We start from the raw sequence: 26,152 nt of genomic DNA, 5'->3' as shown, positions 1-26,152 counted from the left end.
TATCACTGCCTGCGCAGGACTCGTTTACCGCTCTTCGACCCAGCCGGGGGCAGGGTAGCTACCGAGGACTTTAACCTTGGCACCCTGGGCGGTGAGATCGTGGATGGTTTCCTGGAGGGAGGTTTCTTCGTGATGACCACTGATCTCGAGGAAAAAGCGTGCCTGCTCACCCGTGAGGTCACCGGGGACAGGGCGATTTTCAATCTGGCGGACGTTGACGTTTCGGCTGGCGAAGACTTGCAGCACCTCAAGGAGGGCGCCCACGCGGTCGCGGGCATGCACCATGAGCATGGTGTTGTCATGCCCGGTGGGGGCCCCGCTGCGGCGGCCCAGGATGATGAAACGGGCACGGGTGGCGTGCTCACGCGGCGAGGTGGAAAGGACACGCAGGCCGTGCAGCTCCGCACTCAGTGGGGTGCCCAGGGCAGCGGTACCCGGCTCACTTTCGGCATGGGTGGCAGCCAGGCTGGAGGAGGCGCTTTCGATGAGCGTGGCGTGGGGGTAGCACTGGCCCAGCCAGGGACGGCACTGCGCCAGCATCTGCGGGTGACCGTAGATGACCTTTACGGAGGCGACATCGCCCTTGGCCATGACGACGGTCTCCACCTTCCAAAGGATCTCGGCATAGATCTGGAGCTCGGAATCCACGAGGTGATCCAATGTGTGGTGCACGGCACCTTCGGTGGAATGCTCAATGGGCAGCACGCCGTAGTCCACGCCCTGGCAGGCCACGCGGGAGAAGACTCCTTCCGTACTGGCCTCCGCCACGTAGGAGACGCTGTTGCCAAATTTGTTGATGGCCACCTGGTGGGTCCAGCTCCCGGCGGGGCCGAGAAAGGAGATCTTCATGCTGTTTTCCAGTGCCAGGGCGGCGCTCATGATCTCGCGAAAAATGGCACGGATGGCTTTTTCTGTGAGGAGCCCCTGCTGGGCGGAGTTCAGCTCGCAGAGTTTGCGCAGCAGTTTTTCCTCGCGACCTGGGACGTAAATGTCCAGGCCGTCTTTCTTTTTGATCTCGCCAATGACATGCACAAGCTCCGCGCGCTCATTCAGCAGGCGGATGAGCTGTTGATCGATGGCGTCAATCTTGATGCGGGTATCTTCGAGGGACATGGGCTTACTCAGAGGCGGCCGGGGCAGGGGACTCAGCCGGGGCCAGGGAAAGCTGGGTTTCCTCCGGGGCGGCGGTGCCAGGCTGTTCAGATTCAGGGGTGGGCAGCTTCACGCGGCGCAGCTCAGTGGCGTTCGGCAGTTCATCCAGCGTGCGCACGGCAAAATGGTCCAGGAAGGCATCCGTGGTGCCGTAGAGCAGGGGGCGTCCAGGAAGATCCGCCCGGCCTTCGATTTTCACCAGGCCGCGATCCACAAGCTGCTGCACCATGGCATCCACACTCACGCCGCGTACGGCCTCCACACCGGCTTTGGTGATGGGCTGGCGGTAGGCGATGATGGCCAGCGTCTCCAGTGCGGGTTGGCTGAGGCGCTGGACTTTTTTCCCAGGGTAGAGCGCGCGGCACCATTCCACGTAATCCACCTTCGCACACAGTCGCCAGCCATGGCTGCGCTCCACAATGGTGAAAGCGCGACCGTCAGCTTCGTAATGGGCCACCAGTTCATCAATGGCTACGCGCATGCCCAGCTCATCCACCGTCAGCAATGGCTCGATCCATTCGGGGGCCAATTCACCCTCTGGTGTCGCATCGCGGATGTCCTTGGCCGTGTCCTTCACCGCCGTGACCATCTGCGTCAGGGGCAGCGGCTCCTGGGTCGCAAAGAGCAGGGATTCAACAATGGCGTTCAGGTGCATGGCGGGCAAGTCACCCAAAGCGAGGCGGCGGGGGGAGTCAAGCCGGGCTTCCGCCCCGGGCCAGGCGATGGGCCTGCGTATGCTTTTAAAAACGGTCTGAAAATCCCCTCTGGCGCAGCCCCACGTCCCGCTCACAGTGCATGCATGCTCCGTCCCGCCCTGCCCGTCCTTTTTGCCCTCCTGGGCAGCCTGTCTGCCGCCACACCCTACTTTCCTCCGCCGGATAGCGAAGGCGGCTGGCGCGAGGCCAAGGGGGTGAAGGAGGCGCGTGATCTGGCCGGTGTGGACGTGGCGAAGCTGGAGCCCGCCTACATCACCACAGAACGCAGCACGGCAAACGGCGGCCTCGTGGTCGTGCGGGGCGGGTACCTGGTGTTTGAGCGCTACTTTGGCAAAGCCAGCCGGAATGCGAATCCCGACATGGCCTCCACCGGCAAGGCCTTTTGCAGCATCGCCTGCGGCATCATGCTGGAGGAATTTAAGGCCAAAATTCCGCAGGGGCTGGACACGAAGGTTTTTAACGAAACCTACCTGCCCCAGGCGCTGCCGCTGAATGATCCCCGCAAGGCCGACATCACCCTGGGCCAGCTCCTCTGCATGAGCGCCGGCTACTGGGGTGAGGGCCAGACGCCCAGCGGCTACGTGAAGGGAGACCCGAAACCGCAGGCGCTGAAGCCCGTGAAAGGCCAGGACGTGCGTGCGATTGATCAGTCTTCCTTGGACGTGCCGCTATGGTGCGATCCGGGTGCGGGCTACTCGTATTCCAGTCCTTCTCCGCACATCGCCAGCATCGTGCTGCGCAACGTCAGCGGCGTGGAGTTGAAGGACTACATCCAAACTCGCCTAGCCAAACCGCAGGGCTGGGGTGCATGGAACTACTGCCTCTATCGCGGGGATGTGGTGATGGAGCACGCTAATGGCGCGGGCAGCACCGCGCTGCATGCCACGGATGTCATGCGTTTTGGCTACTGCCTGGCGCAGAAAGGCCAGTGGCAGGGCCAGCAGCTCGTTCCCACGAGCTACATCGAAAAGTGCCAGACATGGAGCCCTTACAATCCTCACACCCCCTTCAGCCTGCAGTGGGAGCACAATGCTGATGGTCATGTGGCAGGCGCGCCGCGTGATGCGTTTTGGAAATCTGGAGCAGGCGGCTTCTGCCTCTACGTGGTGCCTTCACTGGACCTGGTGGTGTACAAACTGGGCGGCAAAGACGGCCAATACGATGAAAAGCTGACCCGCCTCCCCCAGCCTCCCGCAACCAGCGATCGCACGAACTGGCAGCCTCTCGTCACCAACGCCTTTATGGAAGGCCCCGGCGGCCTCGGTCGCCTGCTGGAAATGGTGTGTGCAGCAGTGAGGGTGGACTGATAAATCAAAGGCTGAAAAGATATGTGGCCAACCATTGAGGCGGCAGGAATAGCCTGCGTGGCTTTGTCTTTTCATGGATGCCGCACTGCTATTTCGTGAAACTTCTATTTCTTCTCGCGTCACTAGGCGCTCTCTCAGGGGTGGTCTTGCCTATGCGTGTCACGGACTTGTGACACGACTCCGGCTGACGAGGCGGCAGCGGGGCGTTAGGGGCTGGCCCCCCCATGATAAAGCTTTCCCGTAGCCTCCTTCTTTGGTCGTGTTTGTGGTTAGTTGCCCCCGCACTGCGGGCGCAGACGGCCACGTGGAATGCGGGCACCTCCAACTGGGGCACCGCCGCCAACTGGCTGCCCGCCTCCGTGCCCGTGAGTGGCAATGGCCTGCACCTGCGCTTTTTCACCGGCACTTACACGAGCACGAACAACATCGGCCCCATGACGCTGAATCGGCTCACGGTGTCAAACACGGGCAATGGCACCCTCACTCTGGCCGCCTCCGCTGCGGCGAATACCCTCACCTTTGCCGGGACCAATCCCACGCTGGACATCACCGGGCTGGTGCGTTTCACGGGCTTTCTCGCGGGCAATGGCACGATCACGAAGGTGGGCTCAGGGAACTTCATCCACGACAGTGACAATGCGGGCTTCACCGGCACGCTCATCATCAATGAGGGGCGTTTTTCCAACTGGGGTGGCAACAGCACCACCGCGCTGGTGAATAACTTCAACCCCGTCTCCATCGTGGTGAACAATGGTGGCACCTACCAGTTCGGCAATGCCGCCGCAGGAGATCCCAACCTGCCGCTCACCACTTACATCACGGTCAATAGCGGCGGCACGGTGAACTGGCAGGAGGGGCAGACCTTCGGCGGCTTTCACCTCCAGGGCGGCCGGCTGGAGCTGACCGGCGGCGCACCCAACACCAGCGGCAGCACGCAGCAGACGTGGACCAGCGGCAGCGTGGTGGGAAATGTGTACACGGGCACCGCGTACAATCTGGGCGGCACCGGCATCATCAATAAGACGACCAGCGGCACCGTCACCCTCAGCGGCTCCACAGCGCTGAATAATACCGGTGGTCTGCGCATCCAGGACGGGCGCGTCATCCTTTCCCATGCGCTGAATCTGGGCACCGCCCCGCTCACCTTTGGTGCCAGCGGCACCACCGGCACGCTGGAATATCAAGGCGCCACCGCCACCCGCGCAGGCACCCTGACCCGCGCGACGGGGGGCACCGGTGTCATTCAGGTGACAGATGCCACCACCATCTTGACGCTGACGGGCACACAGTCGGGCTCCGGCATGCTGAATAAAACCGGGCCGGGCACCCTGCACCTCACGGGTACCTCGACGGCCACCGGGCTCACGCAGGTGAGCGAAGGCACCTTGCGGATGAACCCTATCACTCTTTCTGGCGGTATCAATGTAGCCGCAGGCAGCACCTTGGCTGTGAATGTGGGCAGCAGCACGGCGGAATTCAGCCTGCCCGGCCTGTATCTGGAGGATAGCACCTCCGTGCTGGCGCTGGAGCTGGCCACCGCCACCGTGCCCACGCAGACGCTGGTGAATGTGCGCAACAACAGCAGCTTCCTCTTCACGCCCGGGGCCACGCTGCGCGTGAGCAATACGCTGCCCTTTGCCAATGGCACCTACACCCTGCTGGACTACGATGGCTTTGAAATCGACAGCGGGCTGAATCTGCAACTCGCGGGCCGCACCCTGGGAACGCTGATCTATGACACGGCGAATACCCGCATCCAGCTCAGCATCACCGGCACCGATACTCTGAAATGGAAGGGCGACCTCAGCAGCGTGTGGGACCTGGGCAGCGCGGCAAATGTGGGCGGCACGAACAACTGGCAGCTCGTCACCGGCGGCACCGCCACCAACTACATCCAGACGGATGCCCTGCGTTTTGACGATACGGCCACTCGATTCAATGTGCAGCTCGATGCCGTGGTGAATCCGCAATCCGTCACCGTGGATACCGCGGGCACTTACACTCTCGCAGGCACGGGCAAGATCACTGGCACGACAGGCCTAACAAAAAGTGGCACCGGCACCTTCATCCTCGCCACGGACAATGACTACACAGGGGGCACCATCGTCTCCGGGGGCGTTTTGCAGCTAGGTCAGGGCGGTGCCCAGGGCAGCCTCAAAGGTCCAGTGACGCTGAGCGATGGCATTCTGGCTTTCAACCGTTCTACGCCGACCACATTTGACAACGTCTTCACCCTCATGGGCAGCAATGGCATCCGCCAAGATGGGGCCACCGTCACGCTGAATTCTCGCCTCGCTCTCGGCACCGCCACCTTCTCCATGGATGGCAGCGGCACGCTGGATGTGGTGGGCGGCATCTCCGGCACGGGCATCCTCAATAAATTTGGCAGCGGCACGCTCACCCTGCTGGGGGACAACGGCTTCACCGGCACCGTCAATATCCACCAGGGCATCCTGCAACTGACGGATCGCGGCGCAGGCGGCGACCTCGATGCCGCCTCCATCGCCATCCACAACGGCGGCACCTTCATCTTCGGTCCCGATGGCAATCCCGACCTGCCCGGCACCACCATCGTCACCATCAATGCCGGCGGTTTGTTCGATATCCAGACGGGCGAAAGCTACGGCGGTTTCATCCTCAATGGCGGTGAATACCGCGCCTCCGGAGCCTCCAGCACGGCGGACACCACCGTGGTGGGCACGTCCGTGTTTGACCTGCGTGCAGGCAGCCTCACCAGCACCGGCGTGGGCGGGGCCCTGGGTCAGTCAGGCGGCGGAGTTCTAACCAAAAGCACGACCGGCACCGTGACGGTAAGTAGCGGCGTCACTTTCAGCAGCAACCTCACTTTCCAGATCCGCGAAGGCACCCTGGCCATGCCCTTCAGCAGCGTGCCCACTGCGGGCACCGTCACCAATGGCACCGGCACGCCCCTGGCCGGGTTGGAATTTGGCACCGCCAGCACGGAAGGCACCTGGCAGATCCAGGGCCCCGGCACCGCCACCTCCACCCGCGCCCTCACCGTGGCCGCAGGCGGGGGCCGGATCGAGGTGACCCAGCCCGGTTCCGCCCTCACCCTCAGCGGCGCTTTGACGGGCACCGGCCCTCTGGTGAAAACCGGCGCAGGCACGCTGAATCTTACCGGCAGCCTCAGCAGCACTGGCCTGCTCACCGCCAGTGAAGGCACCCTGCGGATCAAGCCTGGCACCCTCCCCGGTGGCCTCACCGTCGGCAGTGTCGCCACCCTGGCCGTGCAGGGAGATGCGGCCGCCTCTAGCCTGAATACGCCGACTCTGAGCCTGGGCAGCAATACGGCGCTGCTGCTGGAGCTGAATACCGCCACGCTCCCAGCGGTGCCGTTGATCAATGTCACCACCACTGGCGGCTTCAGCCACGGTGGAAGCACCACCCTGCGCCTCAGCAACAGCCTGCCTTTTGCCACCGGCCTCTACACCCTGCTGGACTATGCCGGCAGCGCCATCAGCAGCGGCTTCACCCTCCAGATGGAAGGCCGCAGCACCGGCAGCCTCGTTTATAACACCGCTGGTACCAGCCTGCAGGCAAACATCGTCCAGGGCGAAGAAGTGCGCTGGACCGGCAGCACCAGCGCCGTGTGGGACGTGGGCAGCGCTGTCAATGTGGGCGGCAGCCAAAACTGGCAGACGCGCACCAGCCTGGCCGCGACCAATTTTGTCCAGGCGGATTTCATCCACTTCGAAGACGGAGCCAGCCAGTCTAACGTACAGCTCAACAGTGCCGTGCGGCCCAATGCCATCACCGTCAATGCCAGCACGAACTACACCTTTAGCGGCAGCGGCAAGATCACCGGCATCACCGGCCTAACCAAAAGCGGCACCGGCACCCTCACCCTCGCTACCGATAACGACTACACCGGCCTCACCACCATCGCCGCCGGGCAGGTGCGCCTAGGCGCAGGCGGCAGCACGGGCAGCCTCACCGGACCCGTCACCCTCAGCGGGGGCAGCCTGGTTATTGACCGCAGCGCCGCCTTCACCCACAGCAGCGCCATCGCCATCAATGCCGACACCAGCGCTGTGGCCGAGCCCCCCGCCGCCCTCCGCATCACCGGCAGTGGCGATGTCACCCTCTCTGGCATCCTCAGCGGGGCCGCTCTCCGCCCCCTGGAGATGAATGGCACCGGCACCCTCTTCCTGCGCGCGGCGAATACCTACACCGGCACCACCGTCATCAGCAGCGGCACCGTTTCCATCAGCGGCACCACCGGCCTGGGCGCAGCCACGGCCGATGTCATCATCAATGGCGGTACACTTCAGCTCACGGCGAATACCCTCGGCAGCGTGTCCAACACGGCCCGCAGCATTACCGTCGGCGCAGCGGGAGCTACCTTCGACTTCCAGGTCGCGCAAAGCTTCAGCGGCAACGGCTTTTTCGGCACCGGCAATGTGATCAAAACCGGCGCCGGCCGCTGGGGTGTGGGTTCCAACGGCAGCACCTTCTCTGGCGAAATCCTCATCCAGGAAGGCTCGCTACTGATGACCTCTGCGCAGCTCAATTCCGCCCGCCACCTCACCGTCGCCAGCGGGGCTCAGTTCATCATTGACGATGACGCCGCAGGCACTTGGTCCCTGGCCACCGGGGGCCTCTTCACCTTCAGTGGCGATGGCGGCGGTGAAGGTGCCCTCCGCCAAATCAACAGCAACGGCCCCACCAGCGGCAACGTTTTCACCACCACCTTTAACCGCGACTTTGTGCTGAACAGCCCTAGCGTCCTCATCAGCACCGAAACCGCCACTGGCACGATTTTCACCACCGCCGCAGTCACTGGATCCGGCGCTTTGATCAAGCAAGGCCCCGGCACGCTGCGCCTGGGCGCGGCTGGCACCTACAGTGGTGGTACCGAGATCCGCGCAGGTATTTTGCTGGTGACCAACAGCACGGGAAGCGCCACGGGTACCGGCCCGCTCACCCTCCGCAGCGGCAGCACTCTCCTGGGGACTGGTAGCATCGGCAGCGCCACCACGATCCAGGCCGGGGCCATCCTGCAAGCCGGGACTGCCAGCACCCGCGGCACCCTCACTTTCACCGGTGATACCCTTCTGCAAACCGGCAGCCGCACCGACTTCCGCCTCGGGGCCAATGGCAGCAACGACCTCGTCGTCTTCAACACCCTCACCCTCGAATCTGGGGCCATCCTGCGCATCCTTCTCGGCTACACCCCGGCAGCCGGCGATACCTTCAATCTCATTGACTGGACGTCCCTGGGAAGCGTCAGCGATACGGACTGGACCAATAATCTGGACCTCAGCGGGGCCATCCTTGCCAGCCAGTTCGCCTGGGACACCAGCCTCCTCAACAGCCAGGGCATCCTCAGCATCGCTCTAGTGCCTGAACCTTCCCGCGCTTTGTTGCTCATCCTAGGCCTAGCCACCTTTGTCCTTCGTCGCCGCCGGGCTGGGACCGTATAAGTTGGGAAGACGTTGTTCTCAGCGACAAGAACTCACGCTGCCGTCAGCACCTTTGCCGTTTCGCGGATCGGGCGAGACCACAGGGTTTTGGAGGCAGGCCACGCTGCGATGACTTGTTCCGGTTCATACTCCGGCAAGTCCTCTTCCACACGTGCAGGATCAATCATCAGCACATGGGCAGCAGGGTAGTGGTCCTGGGCCGCAGCAGCGATACCCGCATCGCGCACCACAAACACGCCCGTCAGTGCGCCAAACGATGGCAGCATGTCTTCATGCAGGGGCATGAAACGGATGTCCTCACGGTCCACCATGGTCCCCTCATGAGCACTGGCGATATAGACATAGCCAAGGCTCGTCAACCGCCGGGCAAGGTTCACGATGATCTCCTGCTCCGCCCCGGTGGTGGAGGCGGGTAGCATGAAGAGGAAGTTATGAAGCGTTGGGGACGGGGCATTCATGGCAGAAAAAGGTTGGGTGCTACCTTGCAAAGCCCGTGCCACGTACCCGGAGTGCCCCGAACACACGGCGTTTCCTGGTAAGCCGAAGAAAGGCGGCATGCAGGATGCCCGCAGGCAGGGGGCCTCGAATGGCAAAGTGCGAGAAAAGATGGTGGACAGCATGTCGTGTGCATCATTGCTATTTCATCTCCGGCTCATTACTTTTACCGGATGAAATATCGGTTGTTCCTTGGCCTACTCCTCGCGCTGGCCGTTCCAAACAGTTACTCGCGCACCTGGACGGAAGCGAGTAGTGGAAAGAAGATTGAGGCGGACTTTGTCTCGGCGGATGCCTCATCGGTGAAGATCGCAGTGCGCGGTGGCGCATCCTTTACGCTGGAGCTGTCCCGGCTTTCGCCCGAAGATCAGGTCTTTGTTCAGCAGCAGATCACCCCAGCTTCGAGGGCCGTGCTGTCTGAATCCAAAATCAAAGATCGCTTTGAAGAGGTGAAGAAGCTCACGGCGGAGGAAATTCCGGTCAGCGGGGAAGAGCACCCGGCGCTGACGACAGTGGATGCCGCCGTTCGCCAGTTCATGGTGGAAAAAGGTGTGCCCGCCGTCACCTTCGCCATCAGCAAAAACGGCAAGATCGTTCATGACCGTGCTTTTGGTTGGGCGGATTCTGCGATGAAGACCCCGCTCCAGCCCGGCGTGAAAATGCGGATCGCCTCCATGACAAAACCTGTCGTGAAAGCTGCCATCCAGACCTTGATTGCGGAGGGCAAACTCAAAGCCGAAGACCTTGTCTTTACGGTCTTGGATTTGGACCAGTACAAAGAAGCCAAAGGCTGTGACCCACACTGGAAAAACGTGACGATCCAGCACCTCCTCGATCACAAAGGCGGCTGGGACCGCGATACCTCAGGCGACCTCACCACGCGCAGCACCCTCATGACGGATCTCTTCCGCCTCAAGCCCGACGAGCTGGAGCCGATGCACGTCGTCCGTTACGGCCTGACCCTGCCGTTGGACTTTGATCCCGGTGCCAAAGAGGTTTACTGCAATTACGGTTACATCCTGCTCGTGCGGGTGATCGAAAAGCTCAGCGGCCAAAAGTTTGTGGACTACTTGCAGTTGACCGTTTGTAAAACGGCGAAGGCTCCCTCTTTCAGCCTCAGCAGCTCCGATGCACGGGAGCGTCAGGCCGGTGAGATCTGGTACTGCTATCATCCCGAGTATCCGAAGGAACAGGTTCCACTTCCTTTCCGGACCGAGGCCCGCGACGGGGCCGGTGTCCTCGCTTGCACGGCGGCGGATTACTGCCGTTTTTTGGGCGCCTACTGGATCAGCGGCCTTCCTCGAAAGCCTGGTGCACGTTACAGCTACACCTTCAACGGCAGCCACCCAGGCGTCACCGCGATTTGCGCCCAGCGTGCCGACGGCATTAACTACGCCGCCATCGCGAACCGTCGTGAAGGAGGCAAGACTGACTGGAACAGCGATCTACGAAAGCTTATTGATGCAGCGTTGAACCCGGTAGCCGCCGAACTGGAATGAGTTAGTAGGTGGAAAAATCTCAGCGCATCAAATTCCCATGATTCATCTATTCATCGCGATCTTCTATTGGGTCGGTTGCCCTGATACCGTTCCACAGGGCGACGCCTTTCCTCAAAATGCTATTGGCGTTTTGTCGCAATGCAAGGAAGTGCGATGTCGAGGGACATTGATAGGTTGGAACGAGGATGAGCCTTGGAGGAGGAGATTTGATGCGACCTCAACCCACCCTTCGGATAAGGCACGACTGATTCAGTGGTTAAACCATGCGGCCTGGAAACCTGTCGAACCCCCTCCAGAGGGTCCTGCCGCCACCGGAATCCTTGTCGAGATCGTGCCGGATAACTGTCGTCTTTCGAAGCTCATTATTTTCGGAGCCATGTTTGGTCACAAAGGTCAATGGTATGAAGTGGACGACGACAAATCGCCAAACGCCGAAGATTTTTTTAGGGCTTATCGAAAAATGATCAACGCCGCAGATTCCGGCTGGAAGATCAAAAAATTCAATGAGCCCAAACCAAGGGTTGTTTCGCCCCGGAAATCTAAATGACTGCATACGAACATGGTTTGTTATGGCCATCTTCGTCTGCCGTGAGGCTAACAAGTGAGGCTAACAAAAAAGCGGCTGAGGTTTCCCTCAGCCGCCATCAAGTTGAGATGTGGTGATTCCCGTGGAATCGAAGTCCCTTAGCCGATCACTTCAGGCCACTCGGTGTGGAAGAACTCGCCTTCAGGCTTGTCCGTGCGCTCATAGGTGTGAGCACCGAAGAAGTCGCGCTGGGCCTGCAGCAGGTTGGCTGGCAGGCGCTCGGCGCGGTAGCTGTCGTAGTAGCCGAGGGAGGCGGAGAACGCAGGAACAGGGATGCCATTCAGGGTGGCCAGGGAGACCACTTCGCGCCAGTTCTGCTGGGTCTTGCTCAGCAGGTCCTTGAAGAAGGGGGCCAGCATGAGGTTGCTCAGCTCAGCGTTTTCACGGTAGGCGTCGGTGATCTTGTTGAGGAAGCGGGCACGGATGATGCAACCGCCGCGCCAGATTGAGGCGATGCGGCCGAGGTCGAGGCCCCAGTTCTTGGCTTCGCCCATGGTCTTGATCAGGTCCAGGCCCTGGGCGTAGGAGATGACTTTGGAGGCGTAGAGGGCATCGTGCACTTTCTGCACCAGCTCGGCTTTGTCCGTGGTGATGTTCACCGTCGGGCCGGTGAGCTCTTTGCTGGCGGCCACGCGGGCCTTCTTCTTGGAGGAAAGGATGCGGGCTTCCACAGCGGCGTTGATGGTGCTGATGACGACGGCGTTTTCAGCGGCGTTAAGGAGCGTCCACTGGCCCGTGCCTTTCTGGCCGGCTTTGTCCACGATGAGTTCGACGATGGGGGTACCGGTCTCAGGGTCTTTCTGTTCCAGGGCCTTGCCGGTGATCTGGATGAGGTAGCTCTGCATGTCGCCGTCGTTCCAGTCGGTGAAGACTTTGGCGATTTCGTCGGTGGTGAAGCCGGCATTTTTGAAGATGTTGTAGGCTTCGCAGATGAGCTGCATGTCGCCATACTCAATGCCGTTGTGGATCATCTTCACGTAGTGGCCAGCGCCACCGGTGCCGATGTGGATCACGCAAGGCTCGCCGTCCACTTTGGCAGAGATGCTTTCAAAGATGGGCTTCATGACTTCCCAGGTGCTGGCAGGGCCGCCAGGCATGATGGAGGGGCCTTTGCGGGCGCCTTCTTCACCGCCGGAGACGCCAGCGCCGATGAAGCGGAGGCCTTTTTCGGCCAGGTATTTGTCGCGGCGCTCGGTGGTCAGGTAGTAGCTGTTGCCACCGTCAATGACGATGTCGTCCTTTTCCAGGAGAGGGATGAGCTGCTCGATCACGGCGTCCACGGCGTCACGGTCGCTATCTTTGACGGCGTTGGATTTCACCATGATCTGGATCTTCCGCGGAGTGGCCAGGGACTGGACGAATTCTTCCAGGGTCTTGGCGCCCACCAGCTTCTTGCCAGGGTGCTTGGCGATGAACTCGTCCGTCGTGGCGGTGGTGCGGTTAAACACGGAAACCTGGAAGCCACGGCTTTCCACGTTCAACACTAGGTTCTGGCCCATCACGGCGAGGCCGATCAATCCGAAGTCACTTTTTTGGCTCATTTTCAGTCAGTAGGGGTAAGTTAGGCCGCCTGGGCGGGGGCGGAAGTCATACCTGCCAGGGGGATATTGGCAAAGGGGATTTTGCTCATGCACACCATGAACAGGACTGATGACCCCTCCTGCCAGCCTTCCAAGAAGGCTTCTTTTTGCCTTTCAGGGCCATTTATCCCGCAGTTCCGCGTTTTTTCATTCGTCCTTCGTCCCATTGCCTTTAGATTTTTCTCCCATGCCCTTCCTTTCCCCCGTCGTGCGCCGCGTCACAGGTTTTCTGTGTGCCATCGTCGGGGGCGGACTGCTGGTCGTGGCCAGCGTGGGCCATTTTACCCCCTGGGGTCGGGGCTATTCCTCGCTCCCGCGGGATTGGGAGAGGTTTGACACCGCCCTACCCACGCAACTGCCCACCTACAACGCTCTCTCCCAGCGGTTGGATGAAAAACTCACTACTGCTGCCACCGATGCGGACCGCCTCCGCACCATTTACGATCTCGTCATTGCCCGCTTCACCCACGATGAGGCCCAGCATACTCTGGCCAGTAACTGGATTCTCTACGCCGCCGGTTTCATTCACCCCACCTTTCACCACATCTGGTCCCCGCAGGGCCTGGTTTCACACGGTTCCTGCCTCCTTTGCGATCAGGCCTCCTACCTCATGCTGGACCTTGCCCGTGCCCACGGCTACAAGGCCCGTCAAATCGGCCTGCAGGGGCACGTCGTCATGGAAGTCTGGTATCAGGGTGACTGGCATCTCTACGATGCCGATCTTGAAATCATCCCCACAGACAGCACAGGCGAGGTCCTGAGCCTGGACGAACTGGCCGCAAATAACGAACTGCGACAGCGTTACTACGGTCGCCATTCCAACATGGCCGAGCTCATCCGCGCCCGTGAAAACCATCTCTACATGAGCACGCCCGAAGGAGCCCGTTTCGAATGGAAGGGGAACCTTTTCGCCCTCCTGGAAAAAGCCGCCGAGGTTCTCAAATTCCTCCTCCCCCTCCTCACCCTGTTCGTAGGCATCCGCCTCCTGCGCCCTGTTCGTCCGCGGTCGGTCTAAACTCAAAGGCGAAGGCCGAAAAAACGTGCCATCACTTTTGGTACTCCATAAGGAATCTACCGCCGCGTGGAGGGTTGATAATCAACTCAGTATCCCCGACAGGAATCGAACCTGTATTTAGAGTTTAGGAAACCCTCGTTCTATCCATTGAACTACGGAGACGTTTGATTTTCAATGCATTGCCAAGGCAGATGGAATGAAATGGACTGAGGTAAGAATAAAAATAAAAAGAAATTCCTGCCTCTTCCATCCATATCCGGCGAAGCAGGGTTGTCCAACAAAACGCAGCGGGTCCGTATCGCTTGGCCAAACAAAAAACGGGAGCCCAGGTTTCCCTGGAGCTCCCGTGTAAAAATGGATGGGCTAAGCGGCCTTCCGGCTGTCGCGCAGATTTCGCACGTTGTCGTGTGCGCTCTTGATGTCCATGAACTGGATTTGCAGGATGGACAGGATGTTGGCAGGCAGGTCATCTTCTTCGATGGCCTTGCGATACGCGGCGACAGCGGCGTCCTCGCCACGTTCGCACTCCGCCAGCACGGCGTGCTCATCCCGGCTCATCAGCGCGGCTTTGAGGTCGATCCAGCCGCGGTGAAGAACCCCTGCGACAGAGCCGGAGGATGGAGGGTCTTGTTCGCCCAGCTCGTGAGCGAGGGCTTGCAGTTCACCGGCAAACTTGCTGCGTTGCAGCGAGTAGCTGCTGAAGAGCGTTTTCAGTTCGGAGTTGCTGATGTCCTCGGAGGCGGTGCGAAAGCCTTCCTGGCCGTCTTTGAGGATTTGAATGAGGTTATGGAGGGTAGATAGAGTGCTCATGGCTAAACAGAGATCGAATTCAAAAAAGGAAATGCGTGTATGTGGGGCCGTTGATTCCGGGAATAACAAAAGGTATCGAATGGGAAAATGGCTGTTTGAGTGGGGCTGAAATCGAAATCCACAGGCACACGGTGAAGTCGTGCCAGCCTTTTTTTAAGGCATTTCATCCCCTGCCTCTTCTTTTCCTCTAACGGCTTGGCCGCTTGCTTGGAGCACGGACTGCGCTTTGCTGGGGTGGCTGGCGTATCGCTCCAAACGGCGTCGGCGCTTTCACCATGTCTCGGACTCCTCGCACGGATGCTACCTCCACGCCCCTTTATCAGGAGGTGGCGGAGAAGATCGCACGTCTGATTGAGGAAGGCGTGCTCAGGCCGGGGGAAAGAGTGTCCTCGCTGCGTCGTGTGAGCGAGCAACATGGGGTGAGCCTGACCACCGCCATCCAGGCCTTCATCTGGCTTGAGGATCGCGGCCTCGTGGAGGCCCGGCCCAAGTCCGGCTTTTTTGTGCGGGTGCCTAGGCCTGTGCTGAAGGAACCGATGATGGCGCGCACGCCTCGCGCGGTCAGCGAGGTCACCGTCGGTGCCTTGCAATCGCGCTTGTTTGAGGCCGCGATGCTGCCGCGCGTCTTAGCTCTGGGTGGTGCAGTGCCCAGTCCCGAACTGCTACCCATGGTGAAGCTGAACCGCATCCTCGCCAGCGTCGCACGGCGGGCGGGCAAGAGCGGAGTTTCCTATGACATGCCCCCCGGTACGGAGGTCCTGCGTCGGGAGGTGGCCAAGCGGGTCATGAATTCCGGTGCGATGTTGTTGCCTCAGGAGGTCATTACGACCTGCGGCGCGACGGAGGGCCTCATGCTCTGCCTCCGTGCGGTCACTGTGCCGGGCAGCGTGGTGGCGGTGGAGTCTCCCACGTATTTCGGGGTGTTGCATGCCCTTGAATCCCTCAAGCTCAGGGCCATTGAAATCCCCACCCATCCTCGCGATGGCATGGATCTGGAGGCGCTTGCCCGAGTGCTGAAGACGCGACAGGTCGCCGCCTGCCTCGCCGTGCCCAACTTCAGCAATCCCCTCGGTGCCCTGATGCCGGATGCCAACAAAGAACGTCTGGTGCGGATGCTGGCCGAGCGTGACATCCCCCTGATCGAAGACGATGTGTTTGGCGAACTGCATCACGGCCCTCATCGGCCACGTCTGGCCAAGGGCTACGATGAAAAGGGACTGGTGATGCTCTGCAGTTCCTTTTCCAAATCTCTGGCTCCGGGCTATCGTGTCGGCTGGGTGGCCCCAGGCCGCTATTATGAGCAGGTGAAGACCTTGAAGCTGACGAGCACCCTCGCCACCGCGACTCTCCCGGAACTCGCGATTGCGGAGTTCTTGGCCACGGGTGGGTACGATCATTACCTGCGCGGAGCACGGGCCTTTTATGCAGGCAATGTGCAGCGTGTGGCCCAGGCGGTGGCCGCCGCTTTTCCAGAGGGAACTCGGGTCACCCAGCCTCAGGGCGGCTTTGTGCTGTGGGTGGAGATGCCACCGAGGGTGGATGCCCTTCGCCTACAGGACGAGGCCCTGGCCCGGGAGATCAATATAGCGCCAGGTCCGATGTTTTCGCCTAACCAAGGATACCGAAATTGCATTCGCCTTTCCTGCGGGGTTCCATGGTCTCCGCGCTTGCAGGAGGCCCTTCAGATTCTGGGCAGTCTGGCCAAAAGGCACCTGGCATGATGGACGGCTTGCCTCTGGTCTGCTGCACCATCTGTGCATGATGAGATAGCGGCCATCTGTATCTGGTCAGACAGGACAGGGCCCCTATCTTGGGCCATGAATCTGGAACCCCTGCTGGCAGCCCTCAGTCGCGAAGACCTTTACCCCTTCAAAATTCTTGCCTGGATAGGCATCGCCTGCACGCTTGCCTTGGGCGTGTATTTTTTCAAACATCAGACCCGCCTTTTTGGTTTTGATGATGAGATTCCCAGCGATACAAGCGGCGGCCGTGACTATGGACGCATGCAGACCTGGGTACTCTGGTGGGGCATGCTGATCGTGTTTGCCTTCTTTGCACTGGCAATCTGACGCTTGCCACAGGCTGGCGGTTGACAGTGTCAGGACGGCCCTCTAGCCTCGCCTCCAAATGTCCACTCATGCCGCCTCCACCCTGCTTCCACGCCTTGCGCGCTGGATGGTGGTGGTCGTGTTATGCTGTTCGTTAGGTTTCCAGTGGGCCGTGTTGCAGGGCATAGCCTGGACAGGCATGCTCATCAGTTTTTCGCGCGACGGATCGCTGGTGGAGGCTGTGGCCAAGACCTTCGATGGCGAGCATCCCTGTCCGCTTTGCAAAGCGGTAGACAAGGGGCAAAAGCAGGATCAGGAAAAGTCAGTTCAGGTGCCCATGAAGAAGCTGGATGCGATCCTGGTGCAATCCTTGCACGTGGTGGCTCCCTCCCCGGCACGGATGATTTACACTCCGCTGATTCAGCAGGGGGAACGGAGGGTGATACCCCCGCTTTGGACACCGCCACGACAGAACCCGGTATGAGATAATGGCCGCTGAATCGCAGCGGTCCTACGGTTTCTACTCTCATCCCGGTGCCGTGATTCACGTCTGCCTTGCGCGGCGTGTTCTTGCCCATGTCCTGTCATCATTCTTTGTGAAATTATCCCTGTCTTTGCTCGTCCTGGGCGCGTTGATGTGCCCGTCCCTTTTAGCTCAAACCACGGCCCCTGGGGCCAGTCTTCCTGAGGTCGTCGTCACGGCCTCTTCCCAGCCCGAATCTCTCACCGTGCCTAGCGTGGCAACGGTGAAAAAGGAACTCTCCATCATCCCCGGCGGCGTCGGCGTCGTGGATGCTGAGGAATACAAGCGCGGGCGTGCCACCACGCTGAAGGATGCCCTGGATTACTCTCCCGGCGTCTTCGTCCAGCCCCGTTTCGGGGCTGAAGAATCGCGCATCTCCATCCGTGGCTCCGGCATCCAGCGCACCTTCCATGGCCGTGGCATCAAGCTCATGCAGGACGGCGCTCCGCTGAACCTCGCCGATGGCGGTTTTGACATGCAGGCCATTGAGCCTCTTTCGGCGCGTTATGTCGAGGTGTTTCGCGGGGCCAATGCCTTGCAATACGGTTCTACCACCCTCGGCGGCGCGATCAACTTTGTCTCCATGACAGGGTATGAGGCCTCGCCTTTGCAGATGCGCTTTGAGGCGGGGAGTTTTGATTCCTTCCGCGCTCAGGTGAGCTCGGGCGGCGTTTTCGGCTCGGCGGATTATTATGCCAGTGTCACGCACTCTTCCTCGGATGGATTCCGTGACTGGAGCCGACAGAGCAACCAGCGTTTCTTCGCGAATGTCGGTTACAGGATCAGCGACGACATCGAGACCCGCTTCTACCTCACGTATGTGCAGACGGATTCGCAATTGCCCGGCAGCCTGACCAAGGCACAGATGGAAAGCCGCCCGGATCAAGCGAATGCGGGCAGTGTGCTACAGAAACAGAAGCGTGACTTTGAGCTGTTGCGGGTGGCGAACAAGACGACCTTTCGCGATGGCGATGAAACGCTGACGGTGAGCAGCTTTTGGTCTTGGAAAGATCTGGATCACCCGATCTTCCAGGTCATTGATCAGGTCTCCAACGACTTTGGCGTGGACGTGCGCTATGATTCGCTGGCAGATCTGGCTGGGCATCGCAACCACTTCACCCTTGGGCTGGGGGCTATGTATGGCATCACCCAGGATAATCGATTCCAAAACTTGTTAGGCGAGCGTGGTCTCCGCACGGCTGAGAACCAGCTCCAGTCCACGAACGTGGACCTGTACATTCAGGACACGTTTTACATGACGGACTCTGTCGCCATCATCCTAGGTGCACAGGGCAGCTATGCGAACCGCGACTTTGACGAGCAGCGTGTCTTTGGTGCAAACAACACAGACCGCCAGGACTACTGGGGCTTCAGCCCCAAATTGGGCGTGCTCTGGGAGGTCAATCCAGAGACGCAGATGTTCTTCAATGTCAGCCGCAGTTTCGAGCCGCCTTCGTTCGGTGAGCTGACAGCAGCAGGCGCAGCCCCGGGCCTGGTGGAGTTGGATGCTCAGCGCGGCACCACAGTCGAAATCGGCACACGTGGCCGTGCAGGTCGGGCGGCGTGGGATGTGGCGTGGTATTATGCCTGGCTGGACAATGAACTGCTGTCTCTGGGCATCCCTGGTGTCAGCGCCACGCAAACGGTGAATGCAGGCCGCACGATCCACCACGGGGTGGAGGCGCAGGTGGACTACGACCTGCTGCGCGGGCTGTTCGCGCCCTGGCAGGAGGCGACGCTGGGCAGCGGCAAGCAGGCTGCCACGGAAGCTGTGAAGGGAGATCGGCTCTTTCTTCGCCAGGTGTATCTCTTCAGCGATTTCCACTTTGACGGTGACGGCGAATTTGGGAACAACGAGCTGCCGGGCATGCCCCGCCACTACTACCGCGCCGAGTTGCTGTATGAGCATCCCTGCGGCTTCTATGCCGGGCCGAATGTGGAGTGGGTGCCGCAGAGCTACTTTGTGGATCTGGCCAATTCGCAGAAGGCGGATGGCTACGCCCTGCTTGGTTTCAAGCTGGGCTATCGCACCCCCAAAGGCTTCTCGTTTTTCATTGAGGGCAAAAACCTCACCGATGAGACTTACGCGGCCACCACGGGTGTGCTGAAGACCGCCAATGCTGGCAGCGCCGTCTATTTCCCTGGAGATGGCCGGGCCGTGTATGCGGGTGTGGAGTGGAAGTGGTAAAGTGATTTTAGGCGGGCGGGGGGGAGTGTTCCACTGCCCGTTTCCATTCAGGGACATTTTTAGATCATGAACAAAAATATCATTCGCAAGGCGCATCGTTGGTTAGGTCTGCTTTTCAGCGTCACTATCCTAATGTCCGCAGGCAGCGGCGTCATTCACAACGTGATGACCCGCACACAGGCCCCGCCACCGTCAGCTCGCCCGAGCGGGGAGGGGCTGGATGTCTCACAGATCCGGATGGCCGTGGGTGAGGCCGTGGCCCGGCTGCCCGAAGCCGCCCAGGGCATCAGTGCCGTGAACGTGCGCAGCATCGGTGGCCAGCCCTGGTATCAGGTCTATGTGAAAGGCGGACATGCCGCCCAGTATGTAAGCGCCGTGGATGGCCGTGTGGATCCATCCCGGGATGAGGCCTACGCCAGCGAGATCGCCAGTGCTTTTCTGGGAGGAAAAAAGGGGCTAAAGACGGATTTTCTCACGTCCTTTAATACGGAGTACATCAATATTTTCCGAATCCTCCCGGTCTATCGGTTTGATCTCGATGATGAGCTAAACACCCGTGTTTACGTGTCCACCACCACCGGCAGCGTCACGCGTCATACCGATGACAGCCGCCAGTTTGAAGCGCGCATTTTCACCAACTTCCACAAGCTGGGATTCATCCCCAACAAAGACGTCAGGGATCTGGTCCTCACCACGCTCACCTTTGCTACCTGCGTCGTGTCCTTGCTGGGCATCGCGCTATTCTTCATCACCCGGCCAAAGCGCCCATCACCGGGCAAGCAAGCGACCAAGGCTCGGAAGTGAGATCAATGTTTCACTGGGGGAAACTCGGCCCGCAGCAGTTTCGCTGCCTGGTTTTGTGTTTCAGGCAGCCCGCTGTCATCGGCGCGGTTCTTCAGTTCTGAAGGATCGTTTCGGTGATCGTAGAGTTCTTTGGCCACCACATCTCCCGTCAGCCAGTCCCGCCACTCGGTGTAGCGCACATCCGCTGTACGCACGCTGTAGCCCATGGCTTTGGGGCGTTTGTCAGGTTCGCGATCAAAGTAGGCGGGGCGTGGATGCTGGGTGAAGGCAGCGGCTTTGATGGCCTGGGTCGGATCCTCCACCACGGCAGCCAGACTATCTCCATCCAGACCTTTCGGCATAGGCAGCCCGCACATCTCCACCAGGGTGGGAAAGAGATCCACCAGCTCTGCCAGGGATTCGGTTCGTGTGCCCGCGTTTTTGCCGTCTGCACGTGCGATCATGAAGGGGACACGCGCGTCATACTCAAAGTTAGACGTTTTCCCCCACAGGCTGTGTTCACCCAGGTGATAGCCATGATCTCCCACGAAGGTGATGATCGTCTGGTCCGCCTTGCCGCTCTTTTCCAGAGCATCCAGCACCTTACCTAGCTGGGCATCCAGGTAGCTGATGTTGGCAAAGTAGCCGTGCCGTATTTCGGCGATCTGCTCGGCGCTCGGCTGCACTTGTTCTTTCACGGGGCCCAGCACCTCTGTGCTCTGGTGAAAGGCCAGCTCGGGGGCTCCATCGGGACGGTTGGGATTCAGGGGTGGCAGCTTGCTACGATCATAGAGGTCCCAGTATTTTTTTGGCGCATTGAATGGGGCATGTGGTTTCCAAAAACCCACGGCGAGGAAAAACGGCTGGTCTATGACCTCTGCTAAAACCTTCACCGCCTCCGCCGCCACACGTCCGTCAAAGTAGGCTTCATCCGGCACATCCCGGCATTCGCACAGTGGCACCTGGTTATAGTCGCGCAGGCTCGGGGCCGTGATCTGATTCGGCGGCAGCTTGCCGCTCACTTGGGGGGTGTCATGGCCATGGTTGGCATAGTGCAGAAACTCATCCGCACTCCAGGATCGTCGATCCCCTTTGGCCTCCGTATGCCAGTTGTGAAAGATCTTGCCCACGCAGCGAGTCGTGTAGCCGTGCTCCTTAAACCATAGCGGCAGTGTGGTGACGTCCGGATTTTGCTCCCGGAAATGCGTGCCGTTATTCCACAGCTTCAAGGTATCTGGCCGACGACCCGTGAGCATGGAGGAGCGGGAGGGATTGCACACCGCCTGCTGGCAGTAGGCCCGCTGAAACTGCACGCTCCGCTTCGCCAGTCGGTCCAGGTTCGGTGTGATGGCCGGGGAACCATAGCTGGCCAGTTCAGGACGGTAATCATCCGTCATGATGAACAGCACATTCGGACCCGCAGCCTGGAGGGAGGCCGCGACGAACAAGGACAAAAACAAGAAACGCATGCCCCACCAAACGTCGGTGGGGCTGCATCCTTGCGCCGTTTTACTGGGCCGCGTCTTCCACACTGATGCAGGAGCAGATCAGATTGCGGTCGCCATAGACATTGTCCACGCGGGCCACGGGGGGCCAGTATTTGGCCTCCTTGACCCAGGGTAGGGGAAAGGCTGCCACCTCGCGGGTGTAGGCATGCGGCCAGTCATTTTTCAGCATGAAGGCGGCCGTGTGCGGGGCGGCCTTCAGCGTGTTGTCGGTCGGATGGAAGGTGCCGTTTTCCACGCCCACGATCTCGCCGTGGATGCACTGCATAGCGCTGCAAAAGCGATCCAGCTCGGCCTGGCTCTCGCTCTCGGTCGGCTCGATCATCAGCGTGCCGCCCACAGGCCAACTCATCGTTGGCGCGTGGTAGCCAAAGTCCATCAACCGCTTGGCCACATCTTCCACCGTCACCTTGTGAAAGTGGCGAAAGTCCAGGATGCACTCGTGCGCCACCAGACCGTGGCTGCCTTTGTAAAGCGTGGGGAAACAGGGGGCCAGTTTCTTCGCCACGTAGTTGGCATTGAGGATGGCGTACTTCGTCGCTTCAGTCAGCTCCGGGCCCATCATGGCGATATACATCCAGGAGATGGTGCAGATGCTGGCGCTGCCCCAGGGGGCGGAGCACACCGCCCCTTCCCGCTGCTGCTCCCACGTGAGGTGACCGGGGAGGTAGGGCTTCAAATGAGCCGCCACGCAGATGGGGCCCACGCCGGGGCCACCGCCGCCATGCGGGATACAAAAGGTCTTGTGCAGATTCAGGTGGCAGACATCCGCGCCGATCTTGCCCGGGGAGGTCAGGCCCACCTGGGCATTCATGTTGGCCCCATCCATGTACACCTGCCCGCCGTGCTCATGCACCAGCTTGCAGATCTCCACGATGCTTTCTTCAAAGACGCCATGGGTGGAAGGATACGTCACCATCAGCGCGGCCACCTTGTCCGGGTGCGCTGCCAGTTTGGTCTTCAGATCTTCCAGCGAGATATTGCCCTGCTCATCGCAGGTGACAGGCACCACTTTAAAAGCACACATCACCGCGCTGGCGGGATTTGTCCCATGGGCACTGGTGGGGATGAGGCACACATCCCGATGACCTTCGCCCCGAGCTTCGTGAAATCGTTTGATGGCCAGCAGGCCCGCGTATTCACCCTGAGAGCCCGCATTCGGCTGCAAAGAGGTGGCATCAAAACCGGTGCATTCGGCTAACCAATTTTCCAACTCCGTGAACATCGCGCGGTAGCCTTCGCTTTGATCGTGTGGGGCAAAGGGGTGCAGCCCACCCACCTCGCTCCAGCTCAGCGGCATCATTTCCGCCGCCGCGTTCAGCTTCATGGTGCAGGAGCCCAGGGGAATCATGCTGCGGTTCAGTGCGATGTCCTTGCTCTCCAGCCGGTGCAGGTAGCGCATCATCTCCGTCTCCGAATGATAACGGCTGAAGACCGGATGCGTGAGGTAGGCCGACTGCCGATGAAAGACGCCGGAGCAGTTCAAATCCGCCGCATCATTCAGGTGCAGCGGGTGCTGGGCCTTGCTGATGCCGAAGGCCTTCAGGATGGCCTGCAGCTCCTCTTCACGCACGCGTTCATCCAGCGCCACGGTCACGTGCTGGGCATCCAGCTTGCGCAGATTCACGCCAAAGAGCAGGCCCGTCCGCAGCACATCATCCGCACTGCGCACCTTCACCGTCAGCGTGTCAAAGAAGTCATCGCTGGTGATCTCCAGGTGCGCCTGCATCAGCTCCCGCGCCAGCCACACCGCTGCGCCATGCGTGCGCAGGGCGATCTTTTTTAGCCCCTCCGGCCCGTGATACACTGCATACATGGAGGCCATCACCGCCAGCAGGACCTGTGCCGTGCAGATGTTGCTCGTCGCCTTTTCCCGGCGGATGTGCTGCTCCCGCGTCTGCAATGAAAGTCGGTAGGCGGGATTGCCCGCTGCATCTTTAGACACGCCGATGAGGCGACCCGGCATGCGCCGTTTCAGCGCATCCTTCACCGCCATGAAGGCTGCATGAGGCCCGCCAAAACCCAGCGGCACGCCAAAGCGCTGGCTATTGCCCACGCAGATGTCTGCGCCAAACTCCCCCGGCGGCCGCAGCACCGTCAGCGCCAGCAGATCTGCCGAGGCCACCAGCAAGGCACCTGCCTCATGCACCTGTTTGGCCAGGGCTTCAAAGTCATGGATCACCCCCTGGGTATCCGGGTACTGCACCAGCACCGCCGCTAGACCCTTCGTGCCATCGGGCTGCCACGTGGCCACATCCGCCACCTGCACCTCGATGCCCAGCGCCAGCATGCGTGTGCGCACCACTTCAATGTTATGCGGGTGACATTGATCCGAGACCAGCACTCGATTTGCCCCGGCCACCTGCGCCGCCGCCAGTGTTAATGCCTCGGCACAGGCCGTGCCTTCATCCAGCAGCGAAGCCCCAGCCACATCCAGCCCCGTGAGGTCCGTGATCATCGTTTGGAAATTGATCAGCGCCTCCAGGCGACCTTGACTGATCTCTGGCTGGTACGGCGTGTAGGCCGTGTACCAGCCTGGGTTTTCCAGGATGTTTCGCTGAATGACTGGCGGTGTGAAGGTATCGTGATAACCCAGGCCGATGAAGGAGCGCACCACCTTGTTCCGTCCCATGAGTTGCTTCAGCCGACGCAGCGCATCTTCTTCGCTGAGAGCCTCGGGCAGATTCAGCGCCGACCGCTGCCGGATGGCCTCCGGCACCACCTGATCCACCAGGGCATCCAGCGTTTCGTAACCGAGCGATTCCAACATGGCCGCTGTTTCAGCAGCCGAAGGTCCAATGTGACGGGAGGAGAAGGGCGTGGGCATTTCGCAAGATCAGTGGAGCCGGGATTTCCCCGGATGCAATCAGTGCTTCACCCCCACGCTAGAGATTTCACGAACGGAGGGAGAAAGTGATGGAATTTCTCTGGAGATCGTTGCTTTCATTGAGCACCAAGCGAGCGATTAAAACCTCATGCCCAGTTGTCATGGCGCGGGAATTATCGAAGGAGGCCCACTATAATCTGCTGGAAAGAGCAGGGTCGGCCCACCTTCTAAGATCGGCTCGATAAAATACGCCTGCTTATGATGCCCAGCCATCAACTGCCTGCGGGTGGCCTCCGCATCCGCGTGGCAGGGGTAGTCCCCCACATGAAACTGCACGCCATTGTCATCTTGGCGGATCAATCGGGCGGGAGGGAGTCGGGCCCCATCTGCTAGCCAGCCAAGATCTGCACTGGTTAGACAGAGTTCGATCAAGGCCTGGTCCACATGCAACCCAAGGTCCCCCGGCCTCACATAAAGAGTCATGAGATCCTTCCGTGGGGATAACTCATAAAGTTGAAGTGAAAAAATCAATCCGCCAGGGCTCACAAACACAGCAAACTTCCCAGGTCCCAGCCCATCTTCGACTTCCGGCTCCCACTCAATTGTTTGCCCGATCTCCAGCGACTCAGGTGTACGAAACAAACAAGCTCCCTCCGTCAAACGCGGCCCTGTAAACTCGCTTTCTGAGATTTGACGGATCATGGAGATGGATGGGAAGAAAGATCAAAGGCCGTAATAACTGCGATAGTGCTCAATCGTCACCTGCGGTGTCCACTTGGCAAAATCTCCAGCTTGGTCGCATGCCGCCAAATACTGTAAGATGGCCGATGACTCCAGCACGCTAGATTGAGAAAGATAATCCTTAGTAACCGTCAATCCGGCACCGCAAACAAACTGAATGTCGAGGCCATAGCCAGCATTGAAGCTGGACTGTTTGGCCTCCCAGATGAGAAGCGCATCTTCAGGATACCCTAAACTGAAGAGCTGAAGACACAACGTCCGCAGCATTTCTTCTCCGCTTTCTCCTTGGCGCTCACGCTCAATCTCCAAAGCAAGGAGCCGTCGAATTTCATCCCGATCTTCCGGCGCTGCGGGCAAACCGAATTTCTGCAAGGCTTCTTCGCTCGTCATGATGTGAAAATATCCTCCTTACTTGGCTTCCGTTGTTTCTCGCAGGTTGAAGTCCACGAGCAGTCCCTTCATCATCTCCATCTTCGCAGCATCGTCCGTCCAAAAATCAAAAATATCTCCCTCCCAGTTGTAGAGGATCGAATGGCCCAATGGGCTATACAAATAAGAGGACCAGGCGAAAAAAGTCGTGAGGGTCATCAGTGAAATGACCGTCTCAGACTCGTGGGTTTCTAGAAGATGACCCGGCGCATCAATGAGCCAACGCGTCTCGGAGTGCAGGGCACGAATGCCCATGATGGGAATCATTTCACTCTTCGTATAAAGCCCCCAGTCCGTGATGTGAACGAGCGCTGCTTCGCAACCGATGATGCGGTCCCAATACTGCCGGAAAAAAGAACCCGCAGACTGATTTGGCGGCGTGAAAAACTGAAGATAAAAACTCGTTGGGGGAACTTGGTGATAAGGGTCCTCCGTGATACCGCGCTCTCGCAACCAGTGCGAAATCTCATTTTCGGTTAGGCAATTCATGGATGATCGCATTCA

The 26,152-nt window shown here is 59.9% G+C and carries 19 protein-coding genes and 1 tRNA gene; 10 read left to right on the top strand and 10 right to left on the bottom strand.

Annotation, left to right across the window (positions count from 1 at the left end):
* Nucleotides 1-24 precede the first annotated feature (24 nt).
* Nucleotides 25-1,113, bottom strand: a complete 1,089-nt coding sequence (gene pheA, locus ABEB25_RS12525; protein WP_345736752.1) for a chorismate mutase — start codon at nt 1,111-1,113, stop codon at nt 25-27.
* Nucleotides 1,114-1,117: 4 nt separating this feature from the next.
* The gene (gene scpB, locus ABEB25_RS12520) at nt 1,118-1,807 is read right to left on the bottom strand and encodes an SMC-Scp complex subunit ScpB (RefSeq protein ID WP_345736751.1); all 690 of its coding nucleotides are present in this window, start codon (nt 1,805-1,807) and stop codon (nt 1,118-1,120) included.
* A 144-nt stretch (nt 1,808-1,951) separates the two neighbouring features.
* Between scpB and ABEB25_RS12515 the strand changes: the two genes are divergently transcribed.
* Both ABEB25_RS12515 and ABEB25_RS12510 read left to right on the top strand, forming a co-directional pair.
* The gene (locus tag ABEB25_RS12515) at nt 1,952-3,175 is read left to right on the top strand and encodes a serine hydrolase domain-containing protein (protein ID WP_345736750.1); all 1,224 of its coding nucleotides are present in this window, start codon (nt 1,952-1,954) and stop codon (nt 3,173-3,175) included.
* A gap of 224 nt (nt 3,176-3,399) precedes the next feature.
* Complete coding sequence (locus ABEB25_RS12510) at nt 3,400-8,619, top strand: autotransporter-associated beta strand repeat-containing protein (protein WP_345736749.1); 5,220 nt, start codon at nt 3,400-3,402, stop codon at nt 8,617-8,619.
* 32 nt (nt 8,620-8,651) lie between these two features.
* Here ABEB25_RS12510 and ABEB25_RS12505 read toward each other — a convergent pair whose 3' ends face one another.
* Nucleotides 8,652-9,077, bottom strand: a complete 426-nt coding sequence (locus tag ABEB25_RS12505) for a hypothetical protein (protein ID WP_345736748.1) — start codon at nt 9,075-9,077, stop codon at nt 8,652-8,654.
* 210 nt (nt 9,078-9,287) lie between these two features.
* Here ABEB25_RS12505 and ABEB25_RS12500 point away from each other — a divergent pair, with 210 nt between their 5' ends.
* Nucleotides 9,288-10,613 carry a serine hydrolase domain-containing protein gene (locus ABEB25_RS12500; protein WP_345736747.1) on the top strand — a complete coding sequence of 442 codons (1,326 nt, stop codon included), beginning with the start codon at nt 9,288-9,290 and terminating at the stop codon, nt 10,611-10,613.
* A 37-nt stretch (nt 10,614-10,650) separates the two neighbouring features.
* Nucleotides 10,651-11,160 carry a hypothetical protein gene (locus ABEB25_RS12495; RefSeq protein ID WP_345736746.1) on the top strand — a complete coding sequence of 170 codons (510 nt, stop codon included), beginning with the start codon at nt 10,651-10,653 and terminating at the stop codon, nt 11,158-11,160.
* Nucleotides 11,161-11,297: 137 nt separating this feature from the next.
* On the opposite strand, the gene gnd is transcribed toward ABEB25_RS12495, so the two are convergent.
* Nucleotides 11,298-12,740, bottom strand: coding sequence for a decarboxylating NADP(+)-dependent phosphogluconate dehydrogenase (gnd, locus tag ABEB25_RS12490; RefSeq protein WP_345736745.1), 1,443 nt, complete (start codon nt 12,738-12,740; stop codon nt 11,298-11,300).
* Between the two features lie 226 nt (nt 12,741-12,966).
* Here gnd and ABEB25_RS12485 point away from each other — a divergent pair, with 226 nt between their 5' ends.
* Entirely contained in the window at nt 12,967-13,794 is an 828-nt protein-coding gene (locus ABEB25_RS12485; protein WP_345736744.1) for a hypothetical protein, read from the top strand.
* Nucleotides 13,795-13,884: 90 nt separating this feature from the next.
* Here ABEB25_RS12485 and ABEB25_RS12480 read toward each other — a convergent pair.
* Both ABEB25_RS12480 and ABEB25_RS12475 read right to left on the bottom strand, forming a co-directional pair.
* Nucleotides 13,885-13,956 (bottom strand) — tRNA-Arg (locus tag ABEB25_RS12480).
* Between the two features lie 201 nt (nt 13,957-14,157).
* Nucleotides 14,158-14,604: a ferritin-like domain-containing protein gene (locus tag ABEB25_RS12475; RefSeq protein ID WP_345736743.1), complete on the bottom strand. Its 447-nt coding sequence runs from the start codon at nt 14,602-14,604 to the stop codon at nt 14,158-14,160.
* A gap of 275 nt (nt 14,605-14,879) precedes the next feature.
* Between ABEB25_RS12475 and ABEB25_RS12470 the strand changes: the two genes are divergently transcribed.
* The 5 genes from ABEB25_RS12470 (at nt 14,880) to ABEB25_RS12450 (ending at nt 20,167) form a co-directional block, all read left to right on the top strand.
* Nucleotides 14,880-16,325 (top strand): aminotransferase-like domain-containing protein, encoded by a 1,446-nt coding sequence (locus ABEB25_RS12470; RefSeq protein WP_345736742.1) that lies wholly within the window; start codon nt 14,880-14,882, stop codon nt 16,323-16,325.
* A gap of 96 nt (nt 16,326-16,421) precedes the next feature.
* Nucleotides 16,422-16,673, top strand: coding sequence for a hypothetical protein (locus ABEB25_RS12465; RefSeq protein WP_345736741.1), 252 nt, complete (start codon nt 16,422-16,424; stop codon nt 16,671-16,673).
* 58 nt (nt 16,674-16,731) lie between these two features.
* A complete protein-coding gene (locus tag ABEB25_RS12460) occupies nt 16,732-17,136 on the top strand; it encodes a hypothetical protein (protein WP_345736740.1) in 405 nt (134 codons plus the stop codon).
* A gap of 112 nt (nt 17,137-17,248) precedes the next feature.
* Complete coding sequence (locus tag ABEB25_RS12455) at nt 17,249-19,363, top strand: TonB-dependent receptor family protein (RefSeq protein WP_345736739.1); 2,115 nt, start codon at nt 17,249-17,251, stop codon at nt 19,361-19,363.
* A gap of 66 nt (nt 19,364-19,429) precedes the next feature.
* Complete coding sequence (locus tag ABEB25_RS12450; protein ID WP_345736738.1) at nt 19,430-20,167, top strand: hypothetical protein; 738 nt, start codon at nt 19,430-19,432, stop codon at nt 20,165-20,167.
* 2 nt (nt 20,168-20,169) lie between these two features.
* Here the strand turns inward: ABEB25_RS12450 and ABEB25_RS12445 are convergent, their stop codons facing one another.
* The 4 genes from ABEB25_RS12445 to ABEB25_RS12430 form a co-directional block, all read right to left on the bottom strand.
* A complete protein-coding gene (locus ABEB25_RS12445; protein ID WP_345736737.1) occupies nt 20,170-21,615 on the bottom strand; it encodes a sulfatase in 1,446 nt (481 codons plus the stop codon).
* Nucleotides 21,616-21,655: 40 nt separating this feature from the next.
* Nucleotides 21,656-24,478 carry an aminomethyl-transferring glycine dehydrogenase gene (gcvP, locus tag ABEB25_RS12440; RefSeq protein WP_345736736.1) on the bottom strand — a complete coding sequence of 941 codons (2,823 nt, stop codon included), beginning with the start codon at nt 24,476-24,478 and terminating at the stop codon, nt 21,656-21,658.
* 723 nt (nt 24,479-25,201) lie between these two features.
* Nucleotides 25,202-25,609: a hypothetical protein gene (locus tag ABEB25_RS12435; protein ID WP_345736735.1), complete on the bottom strand. Its 408-nt coding sequence runs from the start codon at nt 25,607-25,609 to the stop codon at nt 25,202-25,204.
* An 18-nt stretch (nt 25,610-25,627) separates the two neighbouring features.
* Nucleotides 25,628-26,137 carry a hypothetical protein gene (locus ABEB25_RS12430; RefSeq protein WP_345736734.1) on the bottom strand — a complete coding sequence of 170 codons (510 nt, stop codon included), beginning with the start codon at nt 26,135-26,137 and terminating at the stop codon, nt 25,628-25,630.
* Between the last annotated feature and the right edge of the window lie 15 nt (nt 26,138-26,152).

The organism is Prosthecobacter algae (assembly GCF_039542385.1).
GTDB classification, from domain to species: domain Bacteria; phylum Verrucomicrobiota; class Verrucomicrobiia; order Verrucomicrobiales; family Verrucomicrobiaceae; genus Prosthecobacter; species Prosthecobacter algae.
Note: the sequence above shows the minus strand (reverse complement) of the source record. Positions and strands in the feature narration are given on the sequence as shown.